The sequence below is a fragment of the Chromobacterium sp. IIBBL 290-4 genome, from assembly GCF_024207115.1.
Classification (GTDB): domain Bacteria; phylum Pseudomonadota; class Gammaproteobacteria; order Burkholderiales; family Chromobacteriaceae; genus Chromobacterium.
Map to the genome: position 1 here is coordinate 1,345,618 of NZ_CP100128.1, position 23,506 is coordinate 1,369,123.

The 23,506-nt window shown below is 64.9% G+C and carries 23 protein-coding genes; 14 read left to right on the plus strand and 9 right to left on the minus strand.

What is annotated here, in order from left to right:
- Nucleotides 1–40 precede the first annotated feature (40 nt).
- The 5 genes from rsmA (at nucleotide 41) to NKT35_RS06265 (ending at nucleotide 4,251) form a co-directional block, all read left to right on the plus strand.
- Entirely contained in the window at nucleotides 41–829 is a 789-nt protein-coding gene (gene rsmA / locus NKT35_RS06245; RefSeq protein WP_254299874.1) for a 16S rRNA (adenine(1518)-N(6)/adenine(1519)-N(6))-dimethyltransferase RsmA, read from the plus strand.
- A 208-nt stretch (nucleotides 830–1,037) separates the two neighbouring features.
- The gene (locus NKT35_RS06250; RefSeq protein ID WP_254299876.1) at nucleotides 1,038–1,946 is read left to right on the plus strand and encodes a glutamate/aspartate ABC transporter substrate-binding protein; all 909 of its coding nucleotides are present in this window, start codon (nucleotides 1,038–1,040) and stop codon (nucleotides 1,944–1,946) included.
- A 159-nt stretch (nucleotides 1,947–2,105) separates the two neighbouring features.
- Nucleotides 2,106–2,846 carry an amino acid ABC transporter permease gene (locus NKT35_RS06255; RefSeq protein WP_254301354.1) on the plus strand — a complete coding sequence of 247 codons (741 nt, stop codon included), beginning with the start codon at nucleotides 2,106–2,108 and terminating at the stop codon, nucleotides 2,844–2,846.
- The gene (locus NKT35_RS06260) at nucleotides 2,846–3,511 is read left to right on the plus strand and encodes an amino acid ABC transporter permease (protein ID WP_371926494.1); all 666 of its coding nucleotides are present in this window, start codon (nucleotides 2,846–2,848) and stop codon (nucleotides 3,509–3,511) included. Before NKT35_RS06255 ends, NKT35_RS06260 begins: the two co-directional genes overlap by 1 nt.
- 5 nt (nucleotides 3,512–3,516) lie before the next feature.
- The gene (locus tag NKT35_RS06265; protein ID WP_254301355.1) at nucleotides 3,517–4,251 is read left to right on the plus strand and encodes an amino acid ABC transporter ATP-binding protein; all 735 of its coding nucleotides are present in this window, start codon (nucleotides 3,517–3,519) and stop codon (nucleotides 4,249–4,251) included.
- 72 nt (nucleotides 4,252–4,323) lie between these two features.
- Here NKT35_RS06265 and NKT35_RS06270 read toward each other — a convergent pair whose 3' ends face one another.
- Complete coding sequence (locus tag NKT35_RS06270; protein ID WP_254299885.1) at nucleotides 4,324–4,578, minus strand: hypothetical protein; 255 nt, start codon at nucleotides 4,576–4,578, stop codon at nucleotides 4,324–4,326.
- A gap of 251 nt (nucleotides 4,579–4,829) precedes the next feature.
- On the opposite strand from NKT35_RS06270, the gene NKT35_RS06275 reads away from it, so the two are divergent.
- From NKT35_RS06275 to NKT35_RS06295, 5 genes are all read left to right on the plus strand, one after another.
- Nucleotides 4,830–5,606, plus strand: coding sequence for a substrate-binding periplasmic protein (locus tag NKT35_RS06275; RefSeq protein WP_254299886.1), 777 nt, complete (start codon nucleotides 4,830–4,832; stop codon nucleotides 5,604–5,606).
- Between the two features lie 78 nt (nucleotides 5,607–5,684).
- Nucleotides 5,685–7,064, plus strand: a complete 1,380-nt coding sequence (gene argH / locus NKT35_RS06280; RefSeq protein ID WP_254299887.1) for an argininosuccinate lyase — start codon at nucleotides 5,685–5,687, stop codon at nucleotides 7,062–7,064.
- 84 nt (nucleotides 7,065–7,148) lie between these two features.
- The gene (locus tag NKT35_RS06285; RefSeq protein ID WP_254299889.1) at nucleotides 7,149–8,693 is read left to right on the plus strand and encodes an EAL domain-containing protein; all 1,545 of its coding nucleotides are present in this window, start codon (nucleotides 7,149–7,151) and stop codon (nucleotides 8,691–8,693) included.
- 124 nt (nucleotides 8,694–8,817) lie between these two features.
- Nucleotides 8,818–10,371, plus strand: a complete 1,554-nt coding sequence (locus NKT35_RS06290; RefSeq protein ID WP_254299891.1) for an EAL domain-containing protein — start codon at nucleotides 8,818–8,820, stop codon at nucleotides 10,369–10,371.
- 63 nt (nucleotides 10,372–10,434) lie between these two features.
- Nucleotides 10,435–11,130 (plus strand): aspartate/glutamate racemase family protein, encoded by a 696-nt coding sequence (locus tag NKT35_RS06295; RefSeq protein WP_254299892.1) that lies wholly within the window; start codon nucleotides 10,435–10,437, stop codon nucleotides 11,128–11,130.
- On the opposite strand, the gene NKT35_RS06300 is transcribed toward NKT35_RS06295, so the two are convergent.
- A complete protein-coding gene (locus tag NKT35_RS06300) occupies nucleotides 11,127–12,038 on the minus strand; it encodes an AraC family transcriptional regulator (protein ID WP_254299893.1) in 912 nt (303 codons plus the stop codon). The genes NKT35_RS06295 and NKT35_RS06300 overlap by 4 nt on opposite strands.
- 103 nt (nucleotides 12,039–12,141) lie before the next feature.
- Here NKT35_RS06300 and NKT35_RS06305 point away from each other — a divergent pair, with 103 nt between their 5' ends.
- A complete protein-coding gene (locus tag NKT35_RS06305; RefSeq protein ID WP_254299894.1) occupies nucleotides 12,142–13,152 on the plus strand; it encodes a zinc-dependent alcohol dehydrogenase family protein in 1,011 nt (336 codons plus the stop codon).
- Between the two features lie 140 nt (nucleotides 13,153–13,292).
- Nucleotides 13,293–14,060 (plus strand): DeoR/GlpR family DNA-binding transcription regulator, encoded by a 768-nt coding sequence (locus NKT35_RS06310; RefSeq protein WP_254299895.1) that lies wholly within the window; start codon nucleotides 13,293–13,295, stop codon nucleotides 14,058–14,060.
- Nucleotides 14,061–14,189: 129 nt separating this feature from the next.
- On the opposite strand, the gene NKT35_RS06315 is transcribed toward NKT35_RS06310, so the two are convergent.
- A complete protein-coding gene (locus tag NKT35_RS06315) occupies nucleotides 14,190–15,074 on the minus strand; it encodes a LysR family transcriptional regulator (protein ID WP_254299897.1) in 885 nt (294 codons plus the stop codon).
- Between the two features lie 110 nt (nucleotides 15,075–15,184).
- Between NKT35_RS06315 and NKT35_RS06320 the strand changes: the two genes are divergently transcribed.
- Both NKT35_RS06320 and NKT35_RS06325 read left to right on the plus strand, forming a co-directional pair.
- Nucleotides 15,185–16,366 (plus strand): serine hydrolase domain-containing protein, encoded by a 1,182-nt coding sequence (locus NKT35_RS06320; protein ID WP_254299899.1) that lies wholly within the window; start codon nucleotides 15,185–15,187, stop codon nucleotides 16,364–16,366.
- Entirely contained in the window at nucleotides 16,366–17,538 is a 1,173-nt protein-coding gene (locus NKT35_RS06325; RefSeq protein ID WP_254299901.1) for an MFS transporter, read from the plus strand. The genes NKT35_RS06320 and NKT35_RS06325 overlap by 1 nt, the downstream gene beginning before the upstream one ends.
- A 233-nt stretch (nucleotides 17,539–17,771) precedes the next feature.
- On the opposite strand, the gene NKT35_RS06330 is transcribed toward NKT35_RS06325, so the two are convergent.
- The 6 genes from NKT35_RS06330 to NKT35_RS06355 form a co-directional block, all read right to left on the minus strand.
- Nucleotides 17,772–18,473, minus strand: a complete 702-nt coding sequence (locus NKT35_RS06330) for a hypothetical protein (RefSeq protein WP_254299902.1) — start codon at nucleotides 18,471–18,473, stop codon at nucleotides 17,772–17,774.
- Between the two features lie 334 nt (nucleotides 18,474–18,807).
- Nucleotides 18,808–19,587 carry an EAL domain-containing protein gene (locus tag NKT35_RS06335; RefSeq protein ID WP_254299903.1) on the minus strand — a complete coding sequence of 260 codons (780 nt, stop codon included), beginning with the start codon at nucleotides 19,585–19,587 and terminating at the stop codon, nucleotides 18,808–18,810.
- A 60-nt stretch (nucleotides 19,588–19,647) separates the two neighbouring features.
- A complete protein-coding gene (locus tag NKT35_RS06340) occupies nucleotides 19,648–20,418 on the minus strand; it encodes a DeoR/GlpR family DNA-binding transcription regulator (protein ID WP_254299904.1) in 771 nt (256 codons plus the stop codon).
- Between the two features lie 44 nt (nucleotides 20,419–20,462).
- On the minus strand, nucleotides 20,463–21,554 hold the full coding sequence (locus NKT35_RS06345) for an NAD(P)/FAD-dependent oxidoreductase (RefSeq protein WP_254299905.1): 1,092 nt from the start codon (nucleotides 21,552–21,554) through the stop codon (nucleotides 20,463–20,465).
- A gap of 11 nt (nucleotides 21,555–21,565) precedes the next feature.
- Nucleotides 21,566–22,081 carry a GNAT family N-acetyltransferase gene (locus NKT35_RS06350; RefSeq protein ID WP_254299912.1) on the minus strand — a complete coding sequence of 172 codons (516 nt, stop codon included), beginning with the start codon at nucleotides 22,079–22,081 and terminating at the stop codon, nucleotides 21,566–21,568.
- A complete protein-coding gene (locus tag NKT35_RS06355; RefSeq protein ID WP_254299913.1) occupies nucleotides 22,078–23,502 on the minus strand; it encodes an aminotransferase-like domain-containing protein in 1,425 nt (474 codons plus the stop codon). Before NKT35_RS06355 ends, NKT35_RS06350 begins: the two co-directional genes overlap by 4 nt.
- Between the last annotated feature and the right edge of the window lie 4 nt (nucleotides 23,503–23,506).

Genomic DNA, 23,506 nt, shown 5'->3' on the forward strand with positions numbered 1-23,506 from the left:
CCGGGTTACAATCCGGGCTGTACCCAGATTTGGCAGATTCATGAGCAAGCACATTCCACGCAAGCGTTTCGGGCAGAACTTCCTGCAAGACGCCAGCATCATCGCCAGCATCGTCCACGCCGTCGACCCCCAGCCGGACGACATCGTGATCGAGATCGGCCCCGGCCTCGGCGCCATCACCAAGCCCTTGCTGGCGCGCCTGAAACACCTGCATGTGGTCGAAATCGACCGCGACATCATCGAACGCCTGGAAGCCGAGCACCCGGCCGAACGGCTCACCATCCACGGCGGCGACGCGCTGGCCTTCGACTTCGGCTCAGTCAGCGACGCGCCGCTGAAGATAGTCGGCAACCTGCCGTACAACATCTCCACTCCGCTGCTGTTCCACCTGGCCACCTTCGGCAACCGGGTGCACGACATGCATTTCATGCTGCAAAAGGAAGTGATCGAGCGCATGGTGGCAGAGCCGTCCACCGCCGACTACGGCCGCTTGTCGGTGATGCTGCAATACCGCTTCTACATGGAAAACATCCTGTTCGTGCCGCCGGAAGCGTTCTGGCCGCCGCCGAAGGTGGATTCGGCCGTAGTGCGGATGATTCCCGCGCCGGGCGCGCGCGGCGTGGCCCGCGACGAGGCGATGCTGGAAAAGCTGGTGAGCCAGGCTTTCGCCCAGCGCCGCAAAACGCTGCGCAACAATCTGAAGGGCCTGGCCGACGCGGCCGACCTGGAAGCGCTGGGCATAGCCCCCGGCCTGCGCCCGGAAAACCTGCCGGTGGAAGACTTTGTCCGCCTGGCCAACCATTTAACCGATAAAGGCCTCAAAGCCTGATCGACGCAAACACAACAGCGCAAAGACGCTAGTATTCAGCAGGCAGGAAACGGGCACAGCGGCAAGGCCAAGACCTTGCCCGCGCAGGCGAGGAGAAACGCCGCGCAGGGTTGAACCGCCGCCCGCCCTGCCCGCCGATATAGAAAATCAAGGCGCCGCCGCATGCGGCGCCGCCCATCCCGCAAAGAGAGTCATAAGGAGAAACCTCATGCGCATTCGCACTTCCGTCATCGCCGGATGTACCATCGCCGCCCTGGCATCGCTGGCGGCGCAAACCGCCTCGGCCGCCGAACTGACCGGCACCCTGAAGAAGATCAAGGAGACCGGCGTCATCGTGCTGGGCAACCGCGATTCTTCCATCCCCTTCTCGTACTACGACAATAACCAAAAACCCATAGGCTACTCGGTGGACCTCGCCAACAAGGTGGTGGACGAGGTCAAGAAAGAGCTGAAGATGCCCAATCTCCAGGTGCGCTACAACCTGGTGACCTCGCAGACCCGCATCCCGCTGGTGCAGAACGGCACCGTGGACCTGGAATGCGGCTCCACCACCAATAACGCCGAGCGCGGCAAGCAAGTGGCGTTCTCGGTCGGCATCTTCGAGATCGGCACCCGCCTGTTGACCGCCAAGACCTCCGGCGTCAAAGACTTCCCGGACCTGAAGGGCAAGAACGTGGTCACCACCGCCGGCACCACGTCGGAGCGCCTGATCAAGGCGATGAACGCCAGCAAGAATATGGGCATGAACATCATCTCGGCCAAGGACCACGGCGAATCGTTCCTGATGCTGGAATCCGGCCGCGCCGTCGCCTTCATGATGGACGACGCGCTGTTGTACGGCGAAATGGCCAAGGCCAAGAGCCCGGCCAGCTGGACCGTGACCGGCAAATCGCAATCGTATGAAATCTACGGCTGCATGCTGCGCAAGGATGACCCGGCCTTCAAGAAGGTGGTGGACACCGCGCTCGCCAACACCTTCAAGTCCGGCGAGGTCAACAAGATCTACGCCAAGTGGTTCACCAGCCCGGTGCCGCCCAAGAACCTCAACCTGAACTTCCCGATGTCCGACGAGCTGAAGGCCCTGCTGGCCAAGCCGACGGACAAGCCCGCCGAATAAGCCCTCATCCGGCCGCCTGGCGGCCGCTTGGGCTATATCTTGTGACAGCAGCCGCCCGTTTGCCGCGGGCGGCGGTTTCACCCTGCCCGGCGCCAGCCGGCGGGGAGCGTGAATAACCGCGTCCCGCATCCTGCGGCGCGGCTGGGGAGTGGCATCATCATGAATTACCACTGGGATTGGTATGTCTTCTTCAAGCCGACCGGCGTCGGCAGCGAGATCTACCTCAACTGGTTCGTCAGCGGCCTGGGCTGGACGCTGGCGGTGGGCCTGACCGGCTGGGTCATCGCCTTGTTGGTGGGCATCGTGGCCGGCGTGGCCCGCACCGTGCCCAATCGTTGGGTGGCGGGCCTCGCCACCGCCTATGTCGATCTGTTCCGCAATGTGCCCTTGCTGGTGCAGCTGTTCATCTGGTACTTCCTGGTGCCGGACATGCTGCCGCAAGGCGCGCAAACCTGGTTCAAGCAAGACCTGTCGCCCACCACCTCGCAGTTTCTGTCGGTGGTGGTGTGCCTGGGCCTGTTCACCGCCGCCCGCGTGGCGGAGCAGGTGCGCACCGGCATCCAGGCCCTGCCCCGCGGCCAGCGCAACGCCGCGCTGGCGATGGGCTTCAGCCTGGGCCAGACCTATCGCCACGTGCTGCTGCCGCAGGCGATGCGGGTGATCATTCCGCCCTTGACCAGCGAATTCTTGAACATCATCAAGAATTCGTCGGTGGCGTCCTTGATCGGCCTGGCCGAGCTGTTGGCGCAAACCAAGCAGACGGCGGAATTCTCGGCCAATATCTTCGAGGCCTTCACCCTGGCCACGGTGATTTACTTCGTCATCAATATGACGCTGATGCTGACGATGAACGCGCTGGAGAAAAAACTGCGCGTGCCCGGCACGATGGGAGGCAAATGATGGATTTCAGCCAAATCGTTCCGGCGCTGCCGGGCCTGGCGCAAGGCATGGCGCTGACCCTGAAGCTGCTGGTCGGCGGCGTGGCCGGCGGCGTGCTGCTGGGCATCGCGCTGGCCCTGGCCAGGCTGTCCGGCAACAAGCTCTTGTCCGGCTTCGCCACCGCCTATATCTATTACTTCCGCTCCATCCCGCTGCTGCTGGTGATTTCCTGGTTCTACCTGGCGGTGCCGCTGTTGATCAACTGGCTGACCGGCAGCCTGGAGCCGGTGGGGGCCTTCACCTCCAGCCTCACGGCTTTTGTGATGTTCGAGGCGGCCTTCTTCGCCGAAATCGTCCGCGCCGGCATCCAGTCCATACCCAAGGGCCAGGCCGCCGCGGCCTACGCGCTGGGGATGCGCTATCACCAGGTGATGGGGCTGGTGGTGCTGCCGCAGGCGCTGCGCAAGATGCTGCCGCTGCTGTTGCAGCAGTCCATCATCCTGTTCCAGGACACATCTCTGGTATACGCTGTCGGCTTGATGGACTTTCTGAACACCGCCCGCTCCAAGGGCGACATCGTCGGCCTGCCGCATGAATTCCTGATATTCGCCGGCTTGGTCTACTTTCTGATCAGTTTTGGCGCTTCCCGCGTGGTGAAGCGCCTGCAACAAAGGTTGGCTGTATGACTGCAATGATTTCGCTGAACAAGGTCAGCAAATGGTATGGCGACTTCCAGGTGCTGACCGACTGCACCACCCAGGTCGCCAAGGGCGAGGTGGTGGTGGTGTGCGGGCCGTCCGGCTCCGGCAAGTCCACCCTGATCAAATGCGTGAACGCGCTGGAGCCGTTCCAGCAGGGCGAGATCCTTGTCGACGGCATTTCGGTCGGCGCGCCGAAAACCGATCTGCCCAAGCTGCGTTCGCGCGTCGGCATGGTGTTCCAGCATTTCGAGCTGTTCCCGCACCTGTCCATCACCGAAAACCTGGCCATCGCCCAGGTCAAGGTGCTGGGCCGCGGCCGCGACGAAGCCATGGCCAAGGGCCTGAAGCTGCTGGAGCGCGTGGGTTTGAAGGCGCATGCCGACAAGCACCCCGGCCAGCTGTCCGGCGGCCAGCAGCAACGGGTGGCCATCGCCCGCGCGTTGGCGATGGACCCCATCGCCATGCTGTTCGACGAACCCACCAGCGCGCTCGATCCGGAAATGATCAACGAGGTGCTGGATGTAATGACCGAGCTGGCCCAGGAAGGCATGACCATGATGTGCGTCACCCACGAGATGGGCTTCGCCCGCCGCGTGGCCGACCGGGTGATCTTCATGGACCAGGGCCGCATCGTTGAAGACTGCAAGAAGGACGAATTCTTCGGCGACCTGAACGCCCGCAGCGAACGCGCGCGCCAGTTCCTGTCCAAGATCCTGCAACACTAAGCCGCTGCTCGCCCGCAAAAAAGCCCGCGTTTTGACGCGGGCTTTTTCTATGTTCATCGGCGGACAGTCGACTTACCACACGCCGGCATGGAAACCCGCCGGCACCGGGTAGGCGAAAGTGCTGCCGCCGAAATTGAAGGCGCCGGACGAGGTGTTGTTGTACACCGCGCCGGTGGCCAGCGCCGCCGGGCAGTAGTTGCCGTAGATCACCGCATACGGCTTGCCGCCGCCGTTGTACACGCTCAGGGTGCCGGCATCGGCGTCAAAGGCGTGACCGATATCCGAGGCGGTCTCATCGAGGCAAACTGGGCGATAGCGTTGCGGCAAGCCGACGCGGGCAGCGGCAGTCTTGACCGCAGAATCCTTTAAATCGTCTCTTGAAGATGAATCTTTTTGAGCAGATCAACCATCGACGGCGAATGTATGTCGATTGGGTGTAATAATGTTAATAAATTAAAATATATGGAATATATATAATTTAGACTTTTTTACAACACTCCCGATTGAACAATGCAAGCAAATGCAATGACTTGACCGATTAGCGGCTACATTGCCCAAAACACAACGCTCTCATCGCCGTGAAAAAACTGATCGCCCTGTTGCTGCTCTGCCTGGCAGGCAGCGCGCTGGCCGCCGCGCCTCAGCCGAAGCGGTCGCTGGTTTTCGCCTACAACGCCTTTCCGCCCTGGAAATACTACGATCAGCAAGGCTTGCCGGCTGGTCCCTATACCGATCTGGTGCGCGAACTGGCGCGGCGCATGCATCTGCCGCTGCGTTTCCTGCATTGCCCGCTGCCGCGTTGCCTGGCGGCCATGGAGCAAGGCCGCGCCGATCTGATGATAGGCGTGCAACGCGCAGACGATCGCTCCCAATATCTGGAATACCTCGATCCGCCCTTCGCCCAGGGCAATCGCCTGGCGCTTTACCAACGGCGCGACGATCCACGCGACTTGAGCCAATACGTTGACCTGCTGTCATTGAAAGTGGGCGTGGTGGAAGGCGTGCGTTATCAAGAGGCCTTCGACAACGATCCCCGCATCCAGCGCGATGCGGCGCCCTCCATCGAGTCCAACTTCCGCAAGCTGTTGGCGGGACGGATCGATGTCTTGATAGGCAACGAGCAGCAAAGCGGCCTGCTGGCGCGCCGCGCCGAATTCGCCCCTCAGGTCCGCCGCGCGCCGCTGTCGCTGGACGACAGCCGGCCTCATCATCTGGTGTTGTCTCTAAAATCGCCTTACTACGCCGAACGAACCGAGTTCAGCAAAACCCTGCAAACCATGCTGGCCGACGGCAGCGTGGCGCGCATCCTGTCCGGCGTGCCCCTGCAGCCGACCAGCGCGACCCGTCCGCGCTGATTCGCAAACTATGCTGGCCGCAGCGGCTTGCGGCTGGCATAGTAGAGTTTTTGCACCCTCACCGCAGGACGTTACGCCATGCAAGACTCGCACGCCTGGTCCGGCCGTTTTTCCGAGCCGGTTTCCGAACTCGTCAAGCACTACACCGCCTCCATCGGCTTTGATTTCCGCCTGGCCGAAGTAGACATCGAAGGCTCGCTGGCCCATGCCGCGATGCTGAACCGATCCGGCGTGCTCAGCGACGCCGACCTGGAAGCGATCCGACGAGGCATGGCTGAAATCCGCGATGAAATCCGCGCCGGCAAGCTGGAATGGAGCGTGGACCTGGAAGACGTGCACATGAATGTCGAGCGCCGGCTGACCGACCGCATCGGCGACGCCGGCAAGCGCCTGCACACCGGCCGTAGCCGCAATGACCAAGTGGCCACCGACATCCGGCTATGGCTGCGCGGCGAGATCGACGCCACCGTCCACCTGCTGTCCGAGCTGCAAAAAAGCCTGCTGGATCTGGCGGAGCAGCACGCCAATACCGTGATGCCGGGCTTCACCCACCTGCAGGTGGCGCAGCCGGTCACCTTTGGCCATCATCTGCTGGCCTATGTGGAAATGCTGGCGCGCGACGCCGAGCGGATGCAGGACTGCCGCAAGCGCGTCAACCGCCTGCCGCTGGGCGCGGCGGCGCTGGCCGGCACCACCTATCCGATAGACCGCCATTACACCGCCCAGCTGCTGGGTTTCGACGACGTCTGCCACAACTCGCTGGACGCGGTGTCCGACCGCGATTTCGCCATCGAATTCACCGCGGCGGCGTCGCTGGTGATGATCCACCTGTCGCGGCTGTCGGAAGAGCTGATCCTGTGGATGAGCCCGCGCGTCGGCTTCATCGACATCGCCGACCGCTTCTGCACCGGCTCGTCCATCATGCCGCAGAAGAAAAACCCGGACGTGCCGGAACTGGTGCGCGGCAAGTCCGGCCGCGTGGTGGGCCATCTGATCGCGCTGGTCACCCTGATGAAGGCCCAGCCGCTGGCCTACAACAAGGACAATCAGGAAGACAAGGAGCCGCTGTTCGACACCGTGGACACGCTGCAGACCACGCTGCGCATCTACGCCGACATGATGCGCGGCGTGACGGTGAAGCCGGAGGCGATGCGCGCGGCGGTGCTGCAGGGTTTCGCCACCGCCACCGACCTGGCCGACTACCTGGTGAAGAAGGGCCTGCCCTTCCGCGACAGCCATGAAGTGGTGGCGCTGGCGGTGCGCCACGCCGAACGCCAGGGCGTCGATCTGGCCGACCTGCCGCTGGCCGCGCTGCAAGGCTTCAGTGCGCTGATCGCCGAGGACGTCTATACCGTACTGACACCGGAGGGGAGCCTCGCTCAGCGCGACCACGTCGGCGGCACCGCGCCGGCGCAGGTGAAAGCGCAGATCGCTCGGCATCGGGCCCGCCTGGCCTGAGCGCGTTTCGCATCGCCCCAAGCCCTCTCCGGAGGGCTTTTTTGTTTGATGTCGACGCCTCCGCGCCGACAGCGCGGAGAGTGGATGAATCCCTTGCAGTTGCGGCGGCAGCACCGCCTGTCGCACTTGTCCCTGGCGGCCCTGGTCTCCTTGCTGCCCCTGGCGCTGATCGTGCCCTCGCTGCTGTGGCAGGAGCGGGCCGACCAATACCGGCAAACCGTGCGACAGACGGACATGGCGCAACAAAGGCTGGACACGATTCTGGACCAGGCCGAACGCGCCAGCCTGGCCATTCTGCCTTATGCCGGCCGGCCCTGCGGAGAAGCCTCTTACCCGCTGCGGCATCAGGCGGCCGTGGTGCCCTTTGTCCGCACCGCGGCCCTGATCCGCGACGATGTCATCTATTGCTCCTCGCTGGAGGGCGCGCTGTCCATGCCGCTGCCCAAGCGCGAATTCATCGATGGCCGCCTGCAACTGCTGCCCGGCAATGTCGTCACGCCCAAAATCCCCTTGCTGCTGTATCGGCGAGATGGCGCGCATGTCGGCGCCTTGGCGGTGATAGACGGGCAGTATCTGCAGATGGCGCTGCAGGACGCCAGCGTGTCCGGCCCGCTGTATCTGCAAGTGGGCGACATCTGGCTGGGGCCGCAACAACAGGTCGGCCAAGGCCGACCGCCGCAGTCCGGCCGCGTCGTGCTGAAGCGGCCTTCGGCCCGCTATCCCTACACGGTGTGGACCAGTTACAACCAGCTGCCATGGCAAGACATGCTCTGGCAGCGCCATGCCTTGCAAACCCTGTTGCTGTCGGCTTTGGGCCTGCTGGCCGGCTTCACGCTGTATTGGCTGCTGGGCAGGCCGGTGTCGCCCAGCATGGAATTGCGCCGGGCCTTGGCCGATGACGAGTTCGAAGCCTATCTGCAACCGGTCGTCCGGCCCATGCAGGCCGGCTGGACCGGCGCCGAGGTGCTGATGCGCTGGCGTCATCCGCGCGGCGGGCTGATACGGCCCGACCTGTTCATCCCCAGCGCCGAGGAAAGCGGCGTGATCGTGCCGATGACCCGGCAGTTGATGCGCACAGTCGTGGAGCAACTGTGCCAGGCCCCCTTGCCGCCTGGTTTCCGGCTGGGCTTCAACATCAGCCGCGCCCAATTGCATGATTTGCGGCTATTCGACGACTGCCGCGAACTGCAGCAGCAGCTGGCGGCGCAAGGCGCCGGTTTGGCGCTGGAGTTGACCGAGCGGGAGCCCATCGAAATCACGCCGGCCATCGAGCGGCTGTTTCGCGATCTGCACCAGTTGGGCGTCAAGATTCTGCTGGACGACTTTGGCACCGGCCATTCCAGCCTGGCCTATCTGCACCGGCTGGCGGTGGATGGCTTGAAGATCGATCAGAGCTTCGTCGCCCGCATCGGCGGCGACGTGCTGTCCACCCATATCGTGGACAGCGTGGTGGAACTGGCGCGCAAGCTGGAGCTGCAAACCGTGGCCGAAGGGGTGGAGACGCGCGAGCAAGCGGCTTATCTGACCGGGCTGGGCGTGAATGGCCTGCAGGGCTATCTGATCGCCCGGCCTATGCCGCTGAGCGAGTTTGTCCGACGCCTGCGGGAGGACGACTCCTGGACGCCATAAAGCTCGACAATCAGACTAGACGCTGGGACTTACTGCTTAATGGTTTAAAATAAGCTTTTTATTAAATACAAATCAGAGGGCTTGCGAGGACAGCCGCGCAAGGACCTTTGGTCCTGGAGGCTAGATGAATCCCCTGCATCCTCGCCGTCAGCATCGCTTGTCCCATCTGCTATTGGCCTTGCTCGTCTGCCTGACCCCCCTGCTCTCCGCCGCGCCGGCGCTGGTCTGGCAAGAGCAGCAAGACTTGCGCCAGATCGCGCAGCAACAAACCAAGCATGGCGTCGCCATGGTGGACGATATTCTGGACGAAGCCGCCCGCGCCGCCCGCGCGATTCTGCCGCTGGCGGGCCGCGCCTGCGCCGACGCGGAGTACCAGCTGCGGCGGCAGACCGCGGCCTCCCCCTTTGTTCGCAGCCTGTCGCTGGCCCGCGACGACCTGATCTACTGCACCTCGGTATCCGGCCATGTCTCCTCGCCCATGCCGCTGCGCGACTTCACCGGCAGACGCCTGAACCTGACCCACGGCAATAAGATCACCCCTGGCGTGCCGCTGCTGTATTACCGCTTGCAGGGCGCGGGCGGCGACGCGATGGCCACCGTGGACGGCCGCTATCTGCAACTGGCGCTGCAAGACGCCAGCGACAGCAATCCGGTGTATATGCAGATCGGCGACGAGTGGGTAGGGCCGCGCCAGGCCGGCGACGGCCAAGCGCCGCTGCCCTGGACAGTTCAGGCCTCGGCGCACTCCGTCCTCTACCCCTACTCGGTGGTCACCGGCTATGACATCCCGCCCTGGCATCAATTGCTGTGGGGCGATCACGCCGCGCTGACCGTCGCGCTGGCCCTGCTGGGCCTGGCCGCCGGTGCCACGCTGTACTGGCTGCTGGGTCGGCCAGCCTCGCCTGGCGACGAACTCAAGCGCGCCTTGGCCAATGACGAATTCGAAGGCTTTCTGCAACCGGTGGTGAAGCCCGGCGCGCCGGGCTGGCAAGGCGCGGAGGTACTGATGCGCTGGCGCCATCCGCGCGAAGGGCTGATCCGGCCCGACCTGTTCATTCCGCGCGCCGAGGAAAGCGGCATGATCGTGCCGATGACGCGGCGGATGATGAAGCAAGTCGCGCGCCGGCTGCGGCGGCAACCCTTGCCGCCCGGTTTCCATCTGGGCTTCAACATCAGCCGCGCCCATCTGCATGACCCTCACTTCTACGCCGATTGCCAGGAGCTGCAGCAATTGCTGGCCGGCAGCCAGGCGGCGCTGACGCTGGAGCTGACCGAGCGCGAAATCGTCGAGATCACCCCCGAAGTGGCCGAACTGTTCCAGAAGCTGCACGGCTTGGGGGTGAAAATCGCGCTGGACGACTTCGGCACCGGCCACTCCAGCCTGGTATATCTGCAACAGCTGGCGGTGGATGGCCTGAAGATAGACCAGGGCTTCGTCGCCGGCATCGGCAGCGACGGCCTGTCCGCCCACATCGTCGACAGCGTGGCCGAACTGGCGGCCAAGCTGGGCCTGGAAACGGTGGCGGAGGGCGTGGAAACCCAGGCGCAGTTCGATTACCTGAGCCAGTTGGGCGTAGGCTGGCTGCAAGGCTATTACATCGCCAAGCCGATGCCGCTGGAAGAGTTCATTCATAGGCTGCGCGCCGGCGACACTTGGCAACAAGGTAAAGTTAATTGACTTTATTATGACAAAAGTTTACCTTGCCGGCTCCGCGTGTTCACGCCACCCATCGAGCAAATCATGAGCGCTAAAACCATAGGCATCGCCGGCGTCACCGTGCCCGGCGCCGTCGATTGCCTGTCCAAAATCCACCGCCTGTGCGCGGACCGCTTTCCCGCCCACCATCACCCGCGTTTCGTTCTGGATCAACCCGACTTCGGGGTCGTGCACCAGGCGCAGGATGACGACCGCTGGGACTGGGTCGCCGACTCCATCGTCGGTTCGTTGGAGCGGCTGGCCGGCGCCGGCGCGCAACTGGCGGTGATCCCGGCCAATACCGTGCATCTGGTGGTGGACGACATCCGCGCCCGCTCGCCCATCCCCTTGATCAGCATCCTCGACGTGGTGGCCCAAGCCTGCGCCGCGCGCGGCTTGAAGCGAGTGGCCATCCTCGGCACCCGCTGGACCATGGCGCGCCGGCTGTATCAACAGCCGCTGGCGGCGCTGGGCATGGAAGAAGTGATTCCAGATGAAGAACAGCAAGCGGCGATCCAGCGCGCCATTTTCTCCGAACTGGTGCCCACCGGCCGCGCCAGCGACGCCACGCTGGCCGCGCTGCTGGAAATCGTGGCGGCGATGAAGGCGCAAGGCTGCGACGGCGTGGCGCTGGCCTGCACCGAGCTGCCGCTGGTGCTCAACGACGCCAATTGCGGCGTGCCGGCCATCGATACCACGCTGGTGCTAGCCGAAGCGGCCTTGAACGCCGCCTGCGCTTAATCGGAAAAAGCCGCCCGGCGGTATTCGCCCGGCGGCTGGCCGGTCAGCCGCTTGAAAGCGCGTTGGAAGGCGGCGTCGCTGTCGTAACCCACCCGCGCCGCCACCTCCGCCAAGGGAAGCCGGCTTTCGCGCAGCAGCGCCTGGGCGCGGCGGATGCGCCAGACGGTGAGATGGTTGAGCGGCGTATCGCCCACACTGCTGCGAAAATGGCGGGCGAAGGCCGAGCGCGACATGCCGGCGCGCGCGGCCATGCTCTCCAAGCTCCACGGCGCGGCCAGATCGTCATGCAGGGCCCGCAGCAGCGGCGACAGCCGCCTATCCGCCAAGGCGCCCAGCCAGCCCTGCCCCTGGCCGGACAAGCAGTGAATGCGCAGCGCCTCGATCAGCAACACGTCCACCAGTTTCTGCACCACCAGCCGCGAACCCAGCGCCGGTTCGGCCTTTTCGCGAGCGATCATCTCCAGCGTGGCCTGCAGCAGCCGCGCCCGTTCCGCATCCAGCCGGACATGCAGCACCGGCGGCAAGCAGTCCATCAGGGGCGCGCCGGCGGCGGCGTCAAACATGAAGCGGCCGAACACCACGCCGCTTTCCTCGCCGTCGCCGCCGAAGCGGATCAGGCCATCGACTCGGCCATCGAACACCGTCTCGCAGGGCACGGCGGACCTGCCAGGCGCGTCCATCAGGCAAAAGCGCTGGCCGCCGCAAATGATGAACAAGTCGCCCGCCTCCAGCCGCAGCGGCTCGGTTTGGCCCGCGCCGCTCAGCCAGAATCGGCCGTGGCTGACGATGCCGAATCGAGCCGACACCTGATGGGAAAAATCTATGCCCCAGGGCGCGCGCGCTTCCATCCGGGCATACAGCGCGCTTTGCACGTGCATGGCGGAGAACAGGTTTTCCAGCAGATCCATGGCAGTTTGAGACTCAGGGTGAAAAAGCCGGCACGGCGAAGCATTCATCATATCGCAGCCTAGCGGCAAGATGGCGCTGTTGTTTTCCAACAGGACATTCCCCATGCAAAGCTATCGTTTTTCCCGTTTCGGCTCGCTCGATCATCTGCGCATGCATGATGAAGCCTTGCCTTCGCCCGGCCGCGGCGAAGTGCTGGTCAAAGTGCATGCCAGCTCGCTCAATTACCGCGACCTCGCCTTGCTGCATGGCCGCTACCCGATGAGCTGGAGCGACGGCTTGGTTCCGCTGTCCGACGGCGCCGGCGAGATCGTCGCGCTGGGCGAAGGCTGCCGCCGCTTCGCCGTGGGCGACCGGGTCTGCAACAATTTCTTCCCCGAATGGTTCGGCGGCCCCTTCCCGCTGGAGCAGGGCGCGCGGCAATACGGCAGCAATCTGGATGGCTGGCTGTGCCAATACAAGATCGTCGGCGAAGAAACGCTGGCGCGCATTCCCGACCACCTGAGCTTTGTCGAAGCCGCCGCCCTGCCCTGCGCCGCGCTCACCGCCTGGACGGCGCTCACCGGCCCTGCGCCCATCCGCGCCGGCGATACGGTGTTGACCCAAGGCACCGGCGGCGTGTCCTTGTTCGCTGTGCAGTTGGCCAAGCTGATGGGCGCGCGGGTGATCGCCACCACCTCCAGCGCGGACAAGGCCGAGAAATTGAAGGCGCTGGGCGCGGACGAGGTGATCGATTACCGCGCCGCGCAGAATTGGGGCGAGCGGGCACGGGCGCTGAGCGGCGGCCAGGGCGTGGACCGCATCATCGAGGTCGGCGGCCAGGGCACGCTGGAGCAGTCGCTGGCCGCCATCGCCGCCGGCGGCGAGATCGCGGTGATCGGTTTCCTGGACCAGGGCGGCGCGGCGCTGGACTTCATGCATTACTTCAAGAGCGGCGCCACGCTCAGGCGCATCGCGGTGGGCCACCGCGAAGGGCTGGAAGCGATGTTGCGCGCCATCGGCCAACATGGCCTGCGGCCGGTGGTCGATCAAGCCTTCTCATTCGGCGACGCGCGCGCGGCGTTTGAGCATTTCGAGGCCCGCCGCCACTTCGGCAAGGTGGTGATCCAGCACTAGCGAAATATCGCCGTCTTGTGGCGGCGGCGTGCTGCTGGTCTTGTCCAAGCAGGCAAGACCAGCATTTTTTGCATCCTGCATTTGCTATTCCGGGGAAAAATATGTTACTAAAGTAACGTGATTTTCGATTCCGAATAGTTATGAGCCGCTCTCCACGTCACGACAAGATTCTGCAACTGGTCCGCGAAAACGGCTTCATGCCGATCGAAGAGCTGGCCCGCCTGCTCGACGTCACGCCGCAAACGATACGGCGCGACATCAACCAGCTATGCGAGGCCAATCTGCTGCGGCGCTACCACGGCGGCGCGGCGCTGGGCAACAGCGTGGAGAACGAGGATTATTTTGCGCGCAAAGGAAAGTTCCAGAGCGAAAAGGCGCATATCGCCGAAATGATCGCGCGCAGCATCCCCGACCACGCCTCGCTGTTCATGAGCATAGGCACCACCATAGAAGCGGTGGCGCAGGCGCTGACGGCCACGCACAAAGGCCTGCGCGTGATCACCAACAACATCCACGTCGCCTCCATCATGTCCACCAACCCGGACTTCACCGCGATGATCACCTCCGGCACGGTGCGCGCGTCCGATGGCGGCATCACCGGCGTGGCCACGCTGGACTTCATCAACCAGTTCAAAGTGGACTACGCCATCATCGGCGTATCCGGCATCGAGACCGACGGCTCGCTGCTGGACTTCGACTACCGCGAAGTGCGCGTCGCCCAGGCGATGATGAACAACGCCCGCCACCGCTACCTGGCCGCCGACCACAGCAAGTTCGGCCGCAACGCCTTGGTGCGCATGGGCCACATCAGCGAATTCCACACCGTGTTCACCGACGCGGTGCCGCCGGAGCCGGTGGCCAAGCTCTTGGAAGAACACAGCGTGCGCCTGGTGCTGTCCGAGGCCTGAGCCTGCGCGCCATCCGCATTGCGCGAAACCCGGCCGCTGGCCGGGTTTTTCATTTTCCGCGCGCCGCCGCCACGCCAGGGGTAGCGCGGGTTCGCCAACGGCGATACCCGCGACAACCTTAACCACCGCTCAGCCCGCAAACACATGCGCCGCCATATAGTCGATGAACACCCGCAGCCGCGGCGGCATCGCCGGTGTGGCGGGCCAGAGCAGATACATATTGCCGCTGCGCCGCACCGGCGGCGTTTCCAGCGCCGCCAGCGCGCCGGAAGCCAGCTCGCGGCGGATGGAAAAATCGGGCAAACAGGCGATGCCTAGGCCGCGCGCCGCCAGCTCGATCAGCGCCTCGCCGGTGTTGCAGCTGGCGCTGACCGGATGATCGGCCTCTTCGCCCTCCGCCAACACCAGCGGCCAAGGCAGCAACTTGCCGCTGCTGGGAAAGCGGTAATGCAGGCAGCGATGGCGGGCCAGGTCGGCGGCGATGGCCGGCACGCCGTATTCCGCCAGATAGCCCGGCGAGGCGACCAGCCGCATCTGGTAGCTGCCCAGACGCCGCCCGGCCAGCCGCGAGTCGCCCGGCTCGCCGCCGCGCACCACCACGTCGAAGCCTTCCCCTATCACGTCGACCAGCCGGTCGCTGTAATCCAGATCCAGCGCCACCTGCGGATAGGCGCGCATGAAACCGGCCAGATGCGGCGTCAGCAAGCCGCTCTCGTGCGGCACGCCCACTTTCAGCCTGCCGCTGGGTGCGGCCAGTCCTTGCTGCAGCTCGCGCTCGGCCGCCTCCACCTCGTCCAGTATGCGCAGGCAGCGCGCCAGATACTGCTGCCCTTCCGCCGTCAGCGCCAGCCGGCGGGTGCTGCGATGGATCAGTCGGACGCCCAAGCGCTGCTCCAGCCTTTGCAAGCCCTTGCCCACCGCCGACGCCGACAGGCCCAGCTGGCGCCCGGCCGCCACCAGGCTGCCCTGGCGCGCCACCTGGACGAACAGCTCGATCCCATTCATTTTTTCCATGGCTGTATCCATTACGGAATTTTCTTCCGCTTTAAGCGGCATGCTAAACCATTTATCCGTCATGCGGCGGCCTTTAGCATGGTTCCACCAATACTTTCTGGAGTGGAATCATGTCTATCGCTTTATCCCCTGCCCTCGACACCGCGAAACTGGACCTCGTCCTGGAGCGGGCCTTGGCCGAGGGCCGGCTGGTGGGCGCGGAAGCGCTGCTGTCTGTGCATGGCCGCGTGGCCTATCGCCGCGCCGCCGGCTGGAGCGACCGCGAGGCGGGCCTACCGATGCGGCCAGACGGCTTGTTCCGGCTGGCCTCGCTCAGCAAGCTCTATACCAGCGCCGCCGTCATCCGCCTGGCGGCGCGGGGCGCGCTGCGGCTGGATGCCGCGGTCAGCGATTATCTGCCTTACTTCGTCCCGCGTTTGGCTGATGGCAGCCAGCCGGTCATCACGCTGCGCCAGCTGCTGAGCCACACCGCTGGACTGGGCTACGGCTTTCTGGAGCCGGCCGGCGGCGGCGCTTACCGCGCGGCCGGCGTGTCGGATGGCCTGGACCACACCGCGCTGAGCCTGGAGGAAAACCTGCGCCGCCTGGCCGCGCAGACGCTGTGGCAAACGCCCGGCCAGGGCTGGATTTACTCCCTGGCCACCGATGTATTGGGCGGCGCGCTGGAAGCGGCGACGAGCCTGCCGCTGCAAGAGGTGATCCGCCGCGAGGTGAGCGCGCCGCTGGGCCTGGCCGATACCGACTTCCACGCCGTCGACCCCGCCCGTCTGGGCGCGGCCTATGCCGAAACCGGGGACGGGCCGCAAAGAATGGGCGCAGCGCATCGCCTCTTCATGTTGCCGGAGCTGGCCGGCATCGCCTACGCCCCGGACAGAGCGCTGGATAAGCAAGCCTACCCCTCCGGCGGCGCCGGCATGGTGGGCAGCGCGGCGGACTTTCTCACATTGCTGGAAGCGCTGCGCGGCATGCGCGAGGACTGGCTGCCGCGCGCCTGGATACAGGAGATGATGCGCGACCAGATCGCCGGCATCGACATGGAAGGCTGGCCGGGCTGGGGACACAGCCTGGCCGGCGCGGTATTGCGCGACCCCGCCGCCGCCGGCCTGCCGGCAAGCCCGGGCAGCTGGCGCTGGCTGGGCGCTTACGGCCACAGCTGGCTGGTGGACCCGGCGCGCGGCGTCAGCTTCGTCGTCTGCACCCATACCGCGCTGGAAGGCTCGGTGGGCGCGTTCAGCCAAGAATGGCTGCGCGCCGTCTACGCCGCGCTGGACACGGACAGGAGGGCCGCCTGATGCCTGCCGCCATCTATCTGCTCAGCCTGTGCATCTTCGCCATGGCCACCTCCGAATTCATGGTGGCCGGCATGATGCCGTCGCTGGCTGCCGCTTTCCACATTTCGCTGGCAGAGGTGGGCAATCTGGTATCCGCCTTCGCCGCCAGCGTGGTGGTGGGCGGACCGCTGCTCACCTTGCGGCTGCGCGCGCTGCGGCGCAAGCCGGCCTTGCTCGGCCTGTTGGCGCTATTCCTGATTGGCCAGCTGATAGGCGCTTCCGCTGACAGCTATGCCCAAATGCTGGCCTCGCGCATCGTCTGCGGCGTGGCGCAATCAGCCTTCTTCGGCGTGGCGCTGGCCCTGGCCGGCGAGCTGGTGGGCATGGAGCGCATCGCCCGCGCCGCCGGCCTGGTGCTCAACGGCCTGATGCTGGCGTCCGTCGCCGGCCTGCCCATGGCCACGCTGTTGGACCAGCGCTGGGGCTGGCGCCTGTCCTTCTGGCTGGTGGCGGCGCTGGTGGGGCTGGCGATGCTGGGCATCGCCGCGCGGGTGCCGGCCGGGGACAAGCCCGCCGGACAGCTGGCCGGCGAGGAATGGCGGGCGCTGGCGCGGCCGGCCTTGTGGGCGGCTTATCTGTCCAGCGGCCTGATCATCGGCGCGGTGTTCGCCGCCTTCACCTATCTCGCGCCGCTGTTGTTGCGCGTCAGCGGTTTTTCCCCGGCGATGGTGCCGCTGCTGTTTGGCGTCTATGGCGCGGCGACGGTGCTGGGCAATCTGGTCACCGGCCGGCTGGCCGACCGCCACACCCGACGGGTGCTGCAGGGCGGCGTCCTGACGCTGTTTTTGGTGATGCTGGCCTTGGCGCTGGGCGCGCAATGGCAGGCGCTGGCGGTGGCCGGGGTGTGCTTGCTGGGGCTAGCCGGCTTGCCGATGAATCCGGCGATGGTGGCGCGGGTGGTGCGCGCTGGCGGCGCGGGGCCGATGGTGAACAGCCTGCACATGGCGGTGGTCAACTTGGGGCTGATGTTCGGCGCCTGGGCCGGAGGCCTGTGCCTGGACGCCGGCTGGGGATTGCGCGCGCCGCTGTGGCTGGGCGCGGCGCTGGCCCTGCTGGCCTGGCTCAGCCTGGGGCTGGACCGGAGCGGCAATAGCTGGCGAGCCAAGGCCCGCCCGGCGGATGTGTCGGTTTGATGGAAGCGTAGGTTGGGCTGAATAAAATGAAGCCCAACGTTTACCGAGAGAGTAGAGCCATAAGATATGACTTCACCGTGCGCGGTAAACGTTGGGCTTCGCAGGCTTAGCCCAACCTACGGTCCTTTGCAAAACCTTATCTGCCGGGCGTCGCGCCACGACCAACTCATGCCGGCGCGATGCCCGGCCGTTGAACGCTCCGCCTTGATAAGATCGAGGCCGGGTATCGCACCCTACGGCCCTTTAGCGGGTCCGCAGGATTGACTTGTTATGCCTGCGATTGGCTGCGGCTTAATGCTGTCGTAGATATACGAAGCGATTAATGAACCAGTGACGCCAAGCAGAATGGCAAAAACGCTTGAAATAGCTAGTGCAACCAAAGGCTTGGCCTTTACGAAGTCGAGTGCCCGATAGTAGAGATGCTTACGAATTTTACGTATTTCACTCTGCACGGTCTTTATCATTTGAGTTGAAACACGTTCGTTCCGGAGGCGTTCCTCGCACTCTGCGCAAACAACGGGCTTATTGCACGATTCGACTAGATCCGACTTGATGCCATTCATGTCGAAAAGGCATCCGCGTGTTTCATCGTGAGTGAAGCTTGGCGCTTCGCCGAAGCCCGGAATTTGATTTCCTGAACGTCTGTAAAGCAGGCTATACGCGTATAGAACACGAAAGATGGCGTTTTCTAGCGGGATGCTCTCCCAAGCAAGAAACTCCTTAATTTGGCTAAACGAAAAAACAATCTGGTTATCGCCAAGCCGTCTTGAGTACCAGTTATCTTCAATTGGCACGTTGACAATTGCTATTAGAAAGTCTGCGCCAGCGTGCGCCGGAAGCTGGGCTTTCAGTAGTGCATCGGAAAAAACCCAGCCGTCACTATCCGAATCGCAGCGTAAGGCGAAGTTTTCAATCTCACCGGCCAACTCAAACACATCAGACTCCCAAGCGGAAACTCGGATAAGGTCTAGGTGTAGTGGTAAATGACCAATAGTTACGAGCTTTATTCTTACTTTGTCCATGTGCTAAACGGCTCAATAGGCATAACTTGTAATTAGCCACCCGAAACGTCAGGTGAAAACCACCAGATTGTGGTGCATAAAAATTATGCCGTCAAAATTTTGATATTAAAATCATGGCAATGCCAGCCCGTGTGATTCTTGCAAGGACCTAAACTCGGACGAAACACACCACTTGCCTGGAGCGGTGTCTTGCACCACGGATCATTGATTGATGTTTTGTGAGTTGGCCACAGTACGCGGGCGCGCCCTACAGCTGGCGAGCCACGGCCAGCTCGCCCGGCCTGCCCAGGTAAAAGCCCTGATACAGCTCCACCCCGAGCGCGCGCATCGCTTCCAGCTGCTCGGCGGTTTCCACCCCTTCCACCAGCATGCGGCAGCCTATCTGCCAGCCCTGCCCCAATAGCGCCGGCAGGCGCTGGGTTTCGCCCGACATGTAATCGAGCAGCAGGCTGCGGTCTATCTTGAGGATGTCCGGGCACAGCTCGCTGGTTTTGCCATGGCGCGAGCCCAGCGCGCCGAAATCGTCCACCGCCAGGCCGAAGCCCATTTCCGAGGCGTGGCGCAGGCCGTCCAGCAAGGGCTGGCCGTGCTGCTCTACTTCAAACTCAGGGATTTCGAAGATCACCCCGCCGCTGTCCAGCTCCACGCTCTGCAGCAGGCTTTTCAGCATCGGCAGATGGGTGCGGCCGCGATGGTCTTCCTGCACGGTGGCGGCCAGCAGGTTCAGCGTCAGGCAGCACTCCAGGCGGCTTTGGGCGAAATTGCGCACATGGATCAGCCGCGCCAGCCGGTCCGCCACCTGGGCCTGCTCCGCCGAGAGATTGCCCAGGTAACGATCCGGCGGCTGCCATTCTCCCCCTTCGTCCACCACTCTCAGCAAGGCCTCGTAGCCGAACAGGCTGCCGCCCTTATAAAAGATGGGCTGGAAGGCGCTGAAAAAACGGTGGCCGCCCAGGCTGGCGCAATAGCGGCCGGAGGCGTCGCGGAACAGCATGCCGTCCGCCAGAGGAAGCGTGGAAAGTTGCATGAAGCATCAGCCGATGAGGAGTGGAACGATGCTTCAGCATAGTATTGCGGAAAATACTTATCAGTACGATTCGGCGATATGCAGCTGGGTGCCGCACTCCTGCATGATGCGGGCGATGCCGGCCGGCACCGGCTTGTCGGTGAACAGCGCGGCCACCTGGGAGAGCCGGCCCAGCTCCACCAGCGCCGGCCGGTCGAACTTGCTGTGGTCGGCGGCCAGGAACACCTGGCGCGACTGCTGGATGATGGCTTCGGTGGTGCGCACTTCGCGGTAGTCGTAATCGCGCAGCGTGCCGTCGGATTCGATGCTGGACACGCCGATGATGCCGTAGTCGACGCGGAACTGGCGGATCATCTGCACCGTCGCCTCGCCGGTGAGGCCGCGGTCGCGTTTCCTGAGCGAGCCGCCCAGCACGATCACTTCGCAGTCCGGGTAGTCGCACATCTGCTCGGCCACATGCAGATTATTGGTGATCACCCGCAAGCCGCGGTGGCGGTGCAGCGCCTTGGCCACCTCCTCGGTGGTGGTGCCCAGATTGATGAACAAGGACGCGTTGTCCGGGATATGCCGCGCCAGGCAGGCGGCGATGCGGCGCTTTTCCTCTATGCACAGCACCTGGCGCGCCTGGTAGGCGACGTTCTCCACGCTGGACAGCACGCTGGCGCCGCCGTGATAGCGCTGCAGCTGCTGATGCTCGGCCAATAGGGCGATGTCGCGGCGTATGGTCTGGCGGGTGACGGCGAAGTGCTCGGCCAGCTTCTCCACGCTGACATAGCTTTCGCGCTTCACCATATCCAGCAGTTCTTGTTGACGTTGATTCAAGATCAGCATGCTTGTTGTTTTCTCCCTTTGCCGGCGATTGTAAGCGATTTGCTCTAATCCAGCAGCGCGGCCGCCGCGTCGGCGATGGCCAGGCAGCTGGTCAGCCCCGGCGACTCGATGCCGAACAAGTTGACCAGGCCCGTCACGCCATGCGCTGGCGGACCCTGGATGAGGAAATCGGCGTCCGGCTCGCCCGGGCCGGCAATCTTGGCGCGGATGCCGGCATAGCCGGGCGACAGCGCGCCGTCGGCCAGCTGCGGCCACCAGCGCCGCACCGCTTGGTAAAACGCGGCGGCGCGCGCGGGATCGACGCGGTAATCGACGCCGTCCACCCACTCCACGTCCGGGCCGAAGCGCGCCTGGCCGCCCAGGTCCAGCGTCAGATGGCTGCCCAGGCCGCCCGGCTCCGGCAGCGGATAGATCAGCCTGGAGAACGGCGCGCGGCCCTGCAGCGAAAAATACACGCCGCGCGCGTAGCGCGCCTGGGGGATGGCCTCTGGCGGCACGCCCGCCAGCGCGCGGGCGACATCGGGCGCGAACAGGCCGGCGGCGTTGACCACGCGGCGGGCCAGGATCTCCATGCCGGCGATGCGCAGCACGATGCCGTCGGCGGTGATCTCGCCGCCCTCCAGCGGCGAGCCCAGCGCCAGCTGCGCGCCGGCGGCTTCGGCGTCGGCCAGCAAGGACAACATCAGCGCGTGGCTGTCTATGATGCCGGTGGACGGCGACAGCAGCGCGGCGGCGCAATCCAGCGCCGGCTCCAGCGCATGGGCCTGGTCGGCGGAGAGCCGCTGGACATCATTCACGCCATTGACGCGCGCCTGCTTTTCCAGCGCGTCGAGCTTGGCCAATTGCCCTGCGTGGCTGGCGACGATCAGCTTGCCCAGCCGCTGGTGCGGAATCGCCCGCTCAACGCAATAGCGGTACAACCGGTCGCGGCCGGCCAGGCATAGCTTGGCCTTCAAGCTGCCGGCCGGGTAATACAAGCCAGCGTGGATCACCTCGCTGTTGCGGCTGGAGGCGTGCTGGCCTATGGCCTGCTCGGCTTCCACGATCAATACTTCGCGCCCTGCCTCGGCCAACGCCTTGGCGACGGCCAGGCCCACCACGCCGGCCCCGATGATGACGGTATCGATTTTATCCATCAGCCTTCTCCTCAAAGTGAGCGCAAGACGCGACGCATGGCGATGCGCTGGCGCAAACCAGCCAGCGCTTCCGACTTCAGCCGTTGTTCCAGCTGCGACGCAGTCGTCGGCACATAGGGTTCAAAACCATGGCGTCGATAAAACGGCGCGTTCCACGGCAGATGCGCAAACGTGGTCAGCGTGACGGCGGCGAAACCGGCTGCCGCGCCATGGGCGGCCACCTTGGCCAGCAAGGCCGCGCCTATGCCGCGGCGGGCATGCGCCGGGTCCACGTCCATCTCGGCCAGATGCAGCTGGCCGTCCAGCATTTCCGCCAGCGCGAAGCCGGCGGCCTGGCCGTTCCGCTCGGCCACCCACAGCAGGCCGGCCGCGGCCGCCTCGCGCAGCAGCGCCTCCGGCAGCGTCTGCCCGCTGAGCGCCGCAGGCAGATCGTCCGGCGAAAACAGCGCGGCGGCGCGGCGCTCTATCTGCGCCAACAGCGCCAATTCGCCCGCCAGCGGCGGGCGGATCGAGACAGCGTCGCTCATGTCGGCGTCCTCAATTGTTCGGCGGCCAGCTGGCCCAAGCGGGCGATGGCCTGTTGTTGCGCCGCGTTCCAGGGCTGGCCGAAGTTCAGCCGCAGGCAGCGGCTGAAACGCGGCTCGGCCGAGAACAGCATGCCGGGCGCGAAACTGATCGACTCCCGCAGCGCCGCTTCCAGCAGCCGGCCGCTGTCCAGCCCCTCCGGCCCTTCCACCCATAGCAGCAACCCGCCCTGCGGCCGCCGCAAGCGGGTGCCCTTGGGAAAGGCCGCCAGCACCGCGTCCGCCACTTGCTCCATCTGCCTGGCCAATTGCTTGCGCAGCCGCTGGCTGATGCGGGCGTAGTCGCCGCTGGCCAGCAGATCGCTCAGCGCGCCCAAGAGCAGGGCCGGGCTCACCAGGCTGCTGCTGGCGCGCAAGCGTTCCAGCGCGGCGTGGTGGCGGCCGCCGGACAGCCAGCCCAGCCGGAACGACGGCGCCAGGCTCTTGGTGAAAGACGCGCAGTAGATCACGTCGCCGTCGCGGTCCCAGGCTTTCAGCGGCGTCGGCCGCGTCTCGCCGAAATACAGCTCGCCGAACACGTCGTCCTCGATGATGGCGACGCCATGGCGGCGCGCCAGCGCCAGCAGCCGCTTTTTATGGTCGTCCGGCATCCGCGCGCCGGTGGGGTTCTGGAAGTTGGTCACCGTCACCAGGCAGCGCACCGGCGGGCCGTATTGCAGCGCGAATTCCAGCGCCTCCAGCGACAAGCCGGCATCGGGCGTGCAGGGGATTTCCAGCGCCTTCAGCCCCAGGGCGGACAGCGTTTGCAGCAGGCCGAAATAGACCGGCGTTTCCACCGCCACGGTGTCGCCGGGACGGGTCAGGTGGCGCAGCGCTAGGCTGATGCCCTCGGTGATGCCGTTGCAGAACAGGATCTCTTCCGGCTTGGCATCCAGCCCCCAGCCGGCGGCCAGCTGGCGCAGCTGATCGCACAGCCGGTCATGCTGCTTGGCCGGCAAATAGGCGCCGATCAGCTCCGGCCGCTGCTGCAAGGTGGCGTGCAGGCGGCGCGCCAGTTCGGCGGAGGGGTACAGGCTGTGATGGGCTTCGGCCATGTGCAGCTGCACCGCCACGTCGGAAGAAGACAGCGCCAGCAATTGCGACATGCGGCTGTCCACCTGCACCAGCGTGGCCGGCGAGGGCAGCGCTTTGTCAGGCCGGCAGTCGGGTGCGACGGCGGGCAAGGCGGCGAAGAAACCGGCGCGCGGCCGCGCCACCACCCGCTGTTTCTGCTCCAGCCAGCGATAGGCGGCCAGCGCGGTCAGGCTGTTGACGCCGTGGCGCTCGGCCAGTTGCCGCACCGAAGGCAGGCGGCTGCCGGGCGGAAACTCGCCGGCGTCGAGCCGGGCCTGCAATTGGCGGGCGATGTCCTGGTATTGCGGCATGGGC

Coding starts and splice junctions, on each gene's coding strand:
- NKT35_RS06265 (WP_254301355.1), top strand. CDS start 3,517: ATGATTTCGCTGAACAAGGTCAGCAAATGGTATGGCGACTTCCAGGTG.
- NKT35_RS06350 (WP_254299912.1), bottom strand. CDS start 22,081: ATGAGCGACGCTGTCTCGATCCGCCCGCCGCTGGCGGGCGAATTGGCG.
- rsmA (WP_254299874.1), top strand. CDS start 41: ATGAGCAAGCACATTCCACGCAAGCGTTTCGGGCAGAACTTCCTGCAA.
- NKT35_RS06305 (WP_254299894.1), top strand. CDS start 12,142: ATGCAAAGCTATCGTTTTTCCCGTTTCGGCTCGCTCGATCATCTGCGC.
- NKT35_RS06250 (WP_254299876.1), top strand. CDS start 1,038: ATGCGCATTCGCACTTCCGTCATCGCCGGATGTACCATCGCCGCCCTG.
- argH (WP_254299887.1), top strand. CDS start 5,685: ATGCAAGACTCGCACGCCTGGTCCGGCCGTTTTTCCGAGCCGGTTTCC.
- NKT35_RS06310 (WP_254299895.1), top strand. CDS start 13,293: ATGAGCCGCTCTCCACGTCACGACAAGATTCTGCAACTGGTCCGCGAA.
- NKT35_RS06340 (WP_254299904.1), bottom strand. CDS start 20,418: ATGCTGATCTTGAATCAACGTCAACAAGAACTGCTGGATATGGTGAAG.
- NKT35_RS06300 (WP_254299893.1), bottom strand. CDS start 12,038: ATGGATCTGCTGGAAAACCTGTTCTCCGCCATGCACGTGCAAAGCGCG.
- NKT35_RS06290 (WP_254299891.1), top strand. CDS start 8,818: ATGAATCCCCTGCATCCTCGCCGTCAGCATCGCTTGTCCCATCTGCTA.
- NKT35_RS06285 (WP_254299889.1), top strand. CDS start 7,149: ATGAATCCCTTGCAGTTGCGGCGGCAGCACCGCCTGTCGCACTTGTCC.
- NKT35_RS06335 (WP_254299903.1), bottom strand. CDS start 19,587: ATGCAACTTTCCACGCTTCCTCTGGCGGACGGCATGCTGTTCCGCGAC.
- NKT35_RS06355 (WP_254299913.1), bottom strand. CDS start 23,502: ATGCCGCAATACCAGGACATCGCCCGCCAATTGCAGGCCCGGCTCGAC.
- NKT35_RS06260 (WP_371926494.1), top strand. CDS start 2,846: ATGGATTTCAGCCAAATCGTTCCGGCGCTGCCGGGCCTGGCGCAAGGC.
- NKT35_RS06255 (WP_254301354.1), top strand. CDS start 2,106: ATGAATTACCACTGGGATTGGTATGTCTTCTTCAAGCCGACCGGCGTC.
- NKT35_RS06325 (WP_254299901.1), top strand. CDS start 16,366: ATGCCTGCCGCCATCTATCTGCTCAGCCTGTGCATCTTCGCCATGGCC.
- NKT35_RS06345 (WP_254299905.1), bottom strand. CDS start 21,554: ATGGATAAAATCGATACCGTCATCATCGGGGCCGGCGTGGTGGGCCTG.
- NKT35_RS06295 (WP_254299892.1), top strand. CDS start 10,435: ATGAGCGCTAAAACCATAGGCATCGCCGGCGTCACCGTGCCCGGCGCC.
- NKT35_RS06320 (WP_254299899.1), top strand. CDS start 15,185: ATGTCTATCGCTTTATCCCCTGCCCTCGACACCGCGAAACTGGACCTC.
- NKT35_RS06315 (WP_254299897.1), bottom strand. CDS start 15,074: ATGGAAAAAATGAATGGGATCGAGCTGTTCGTCCAGGTGGCGCGCCAG.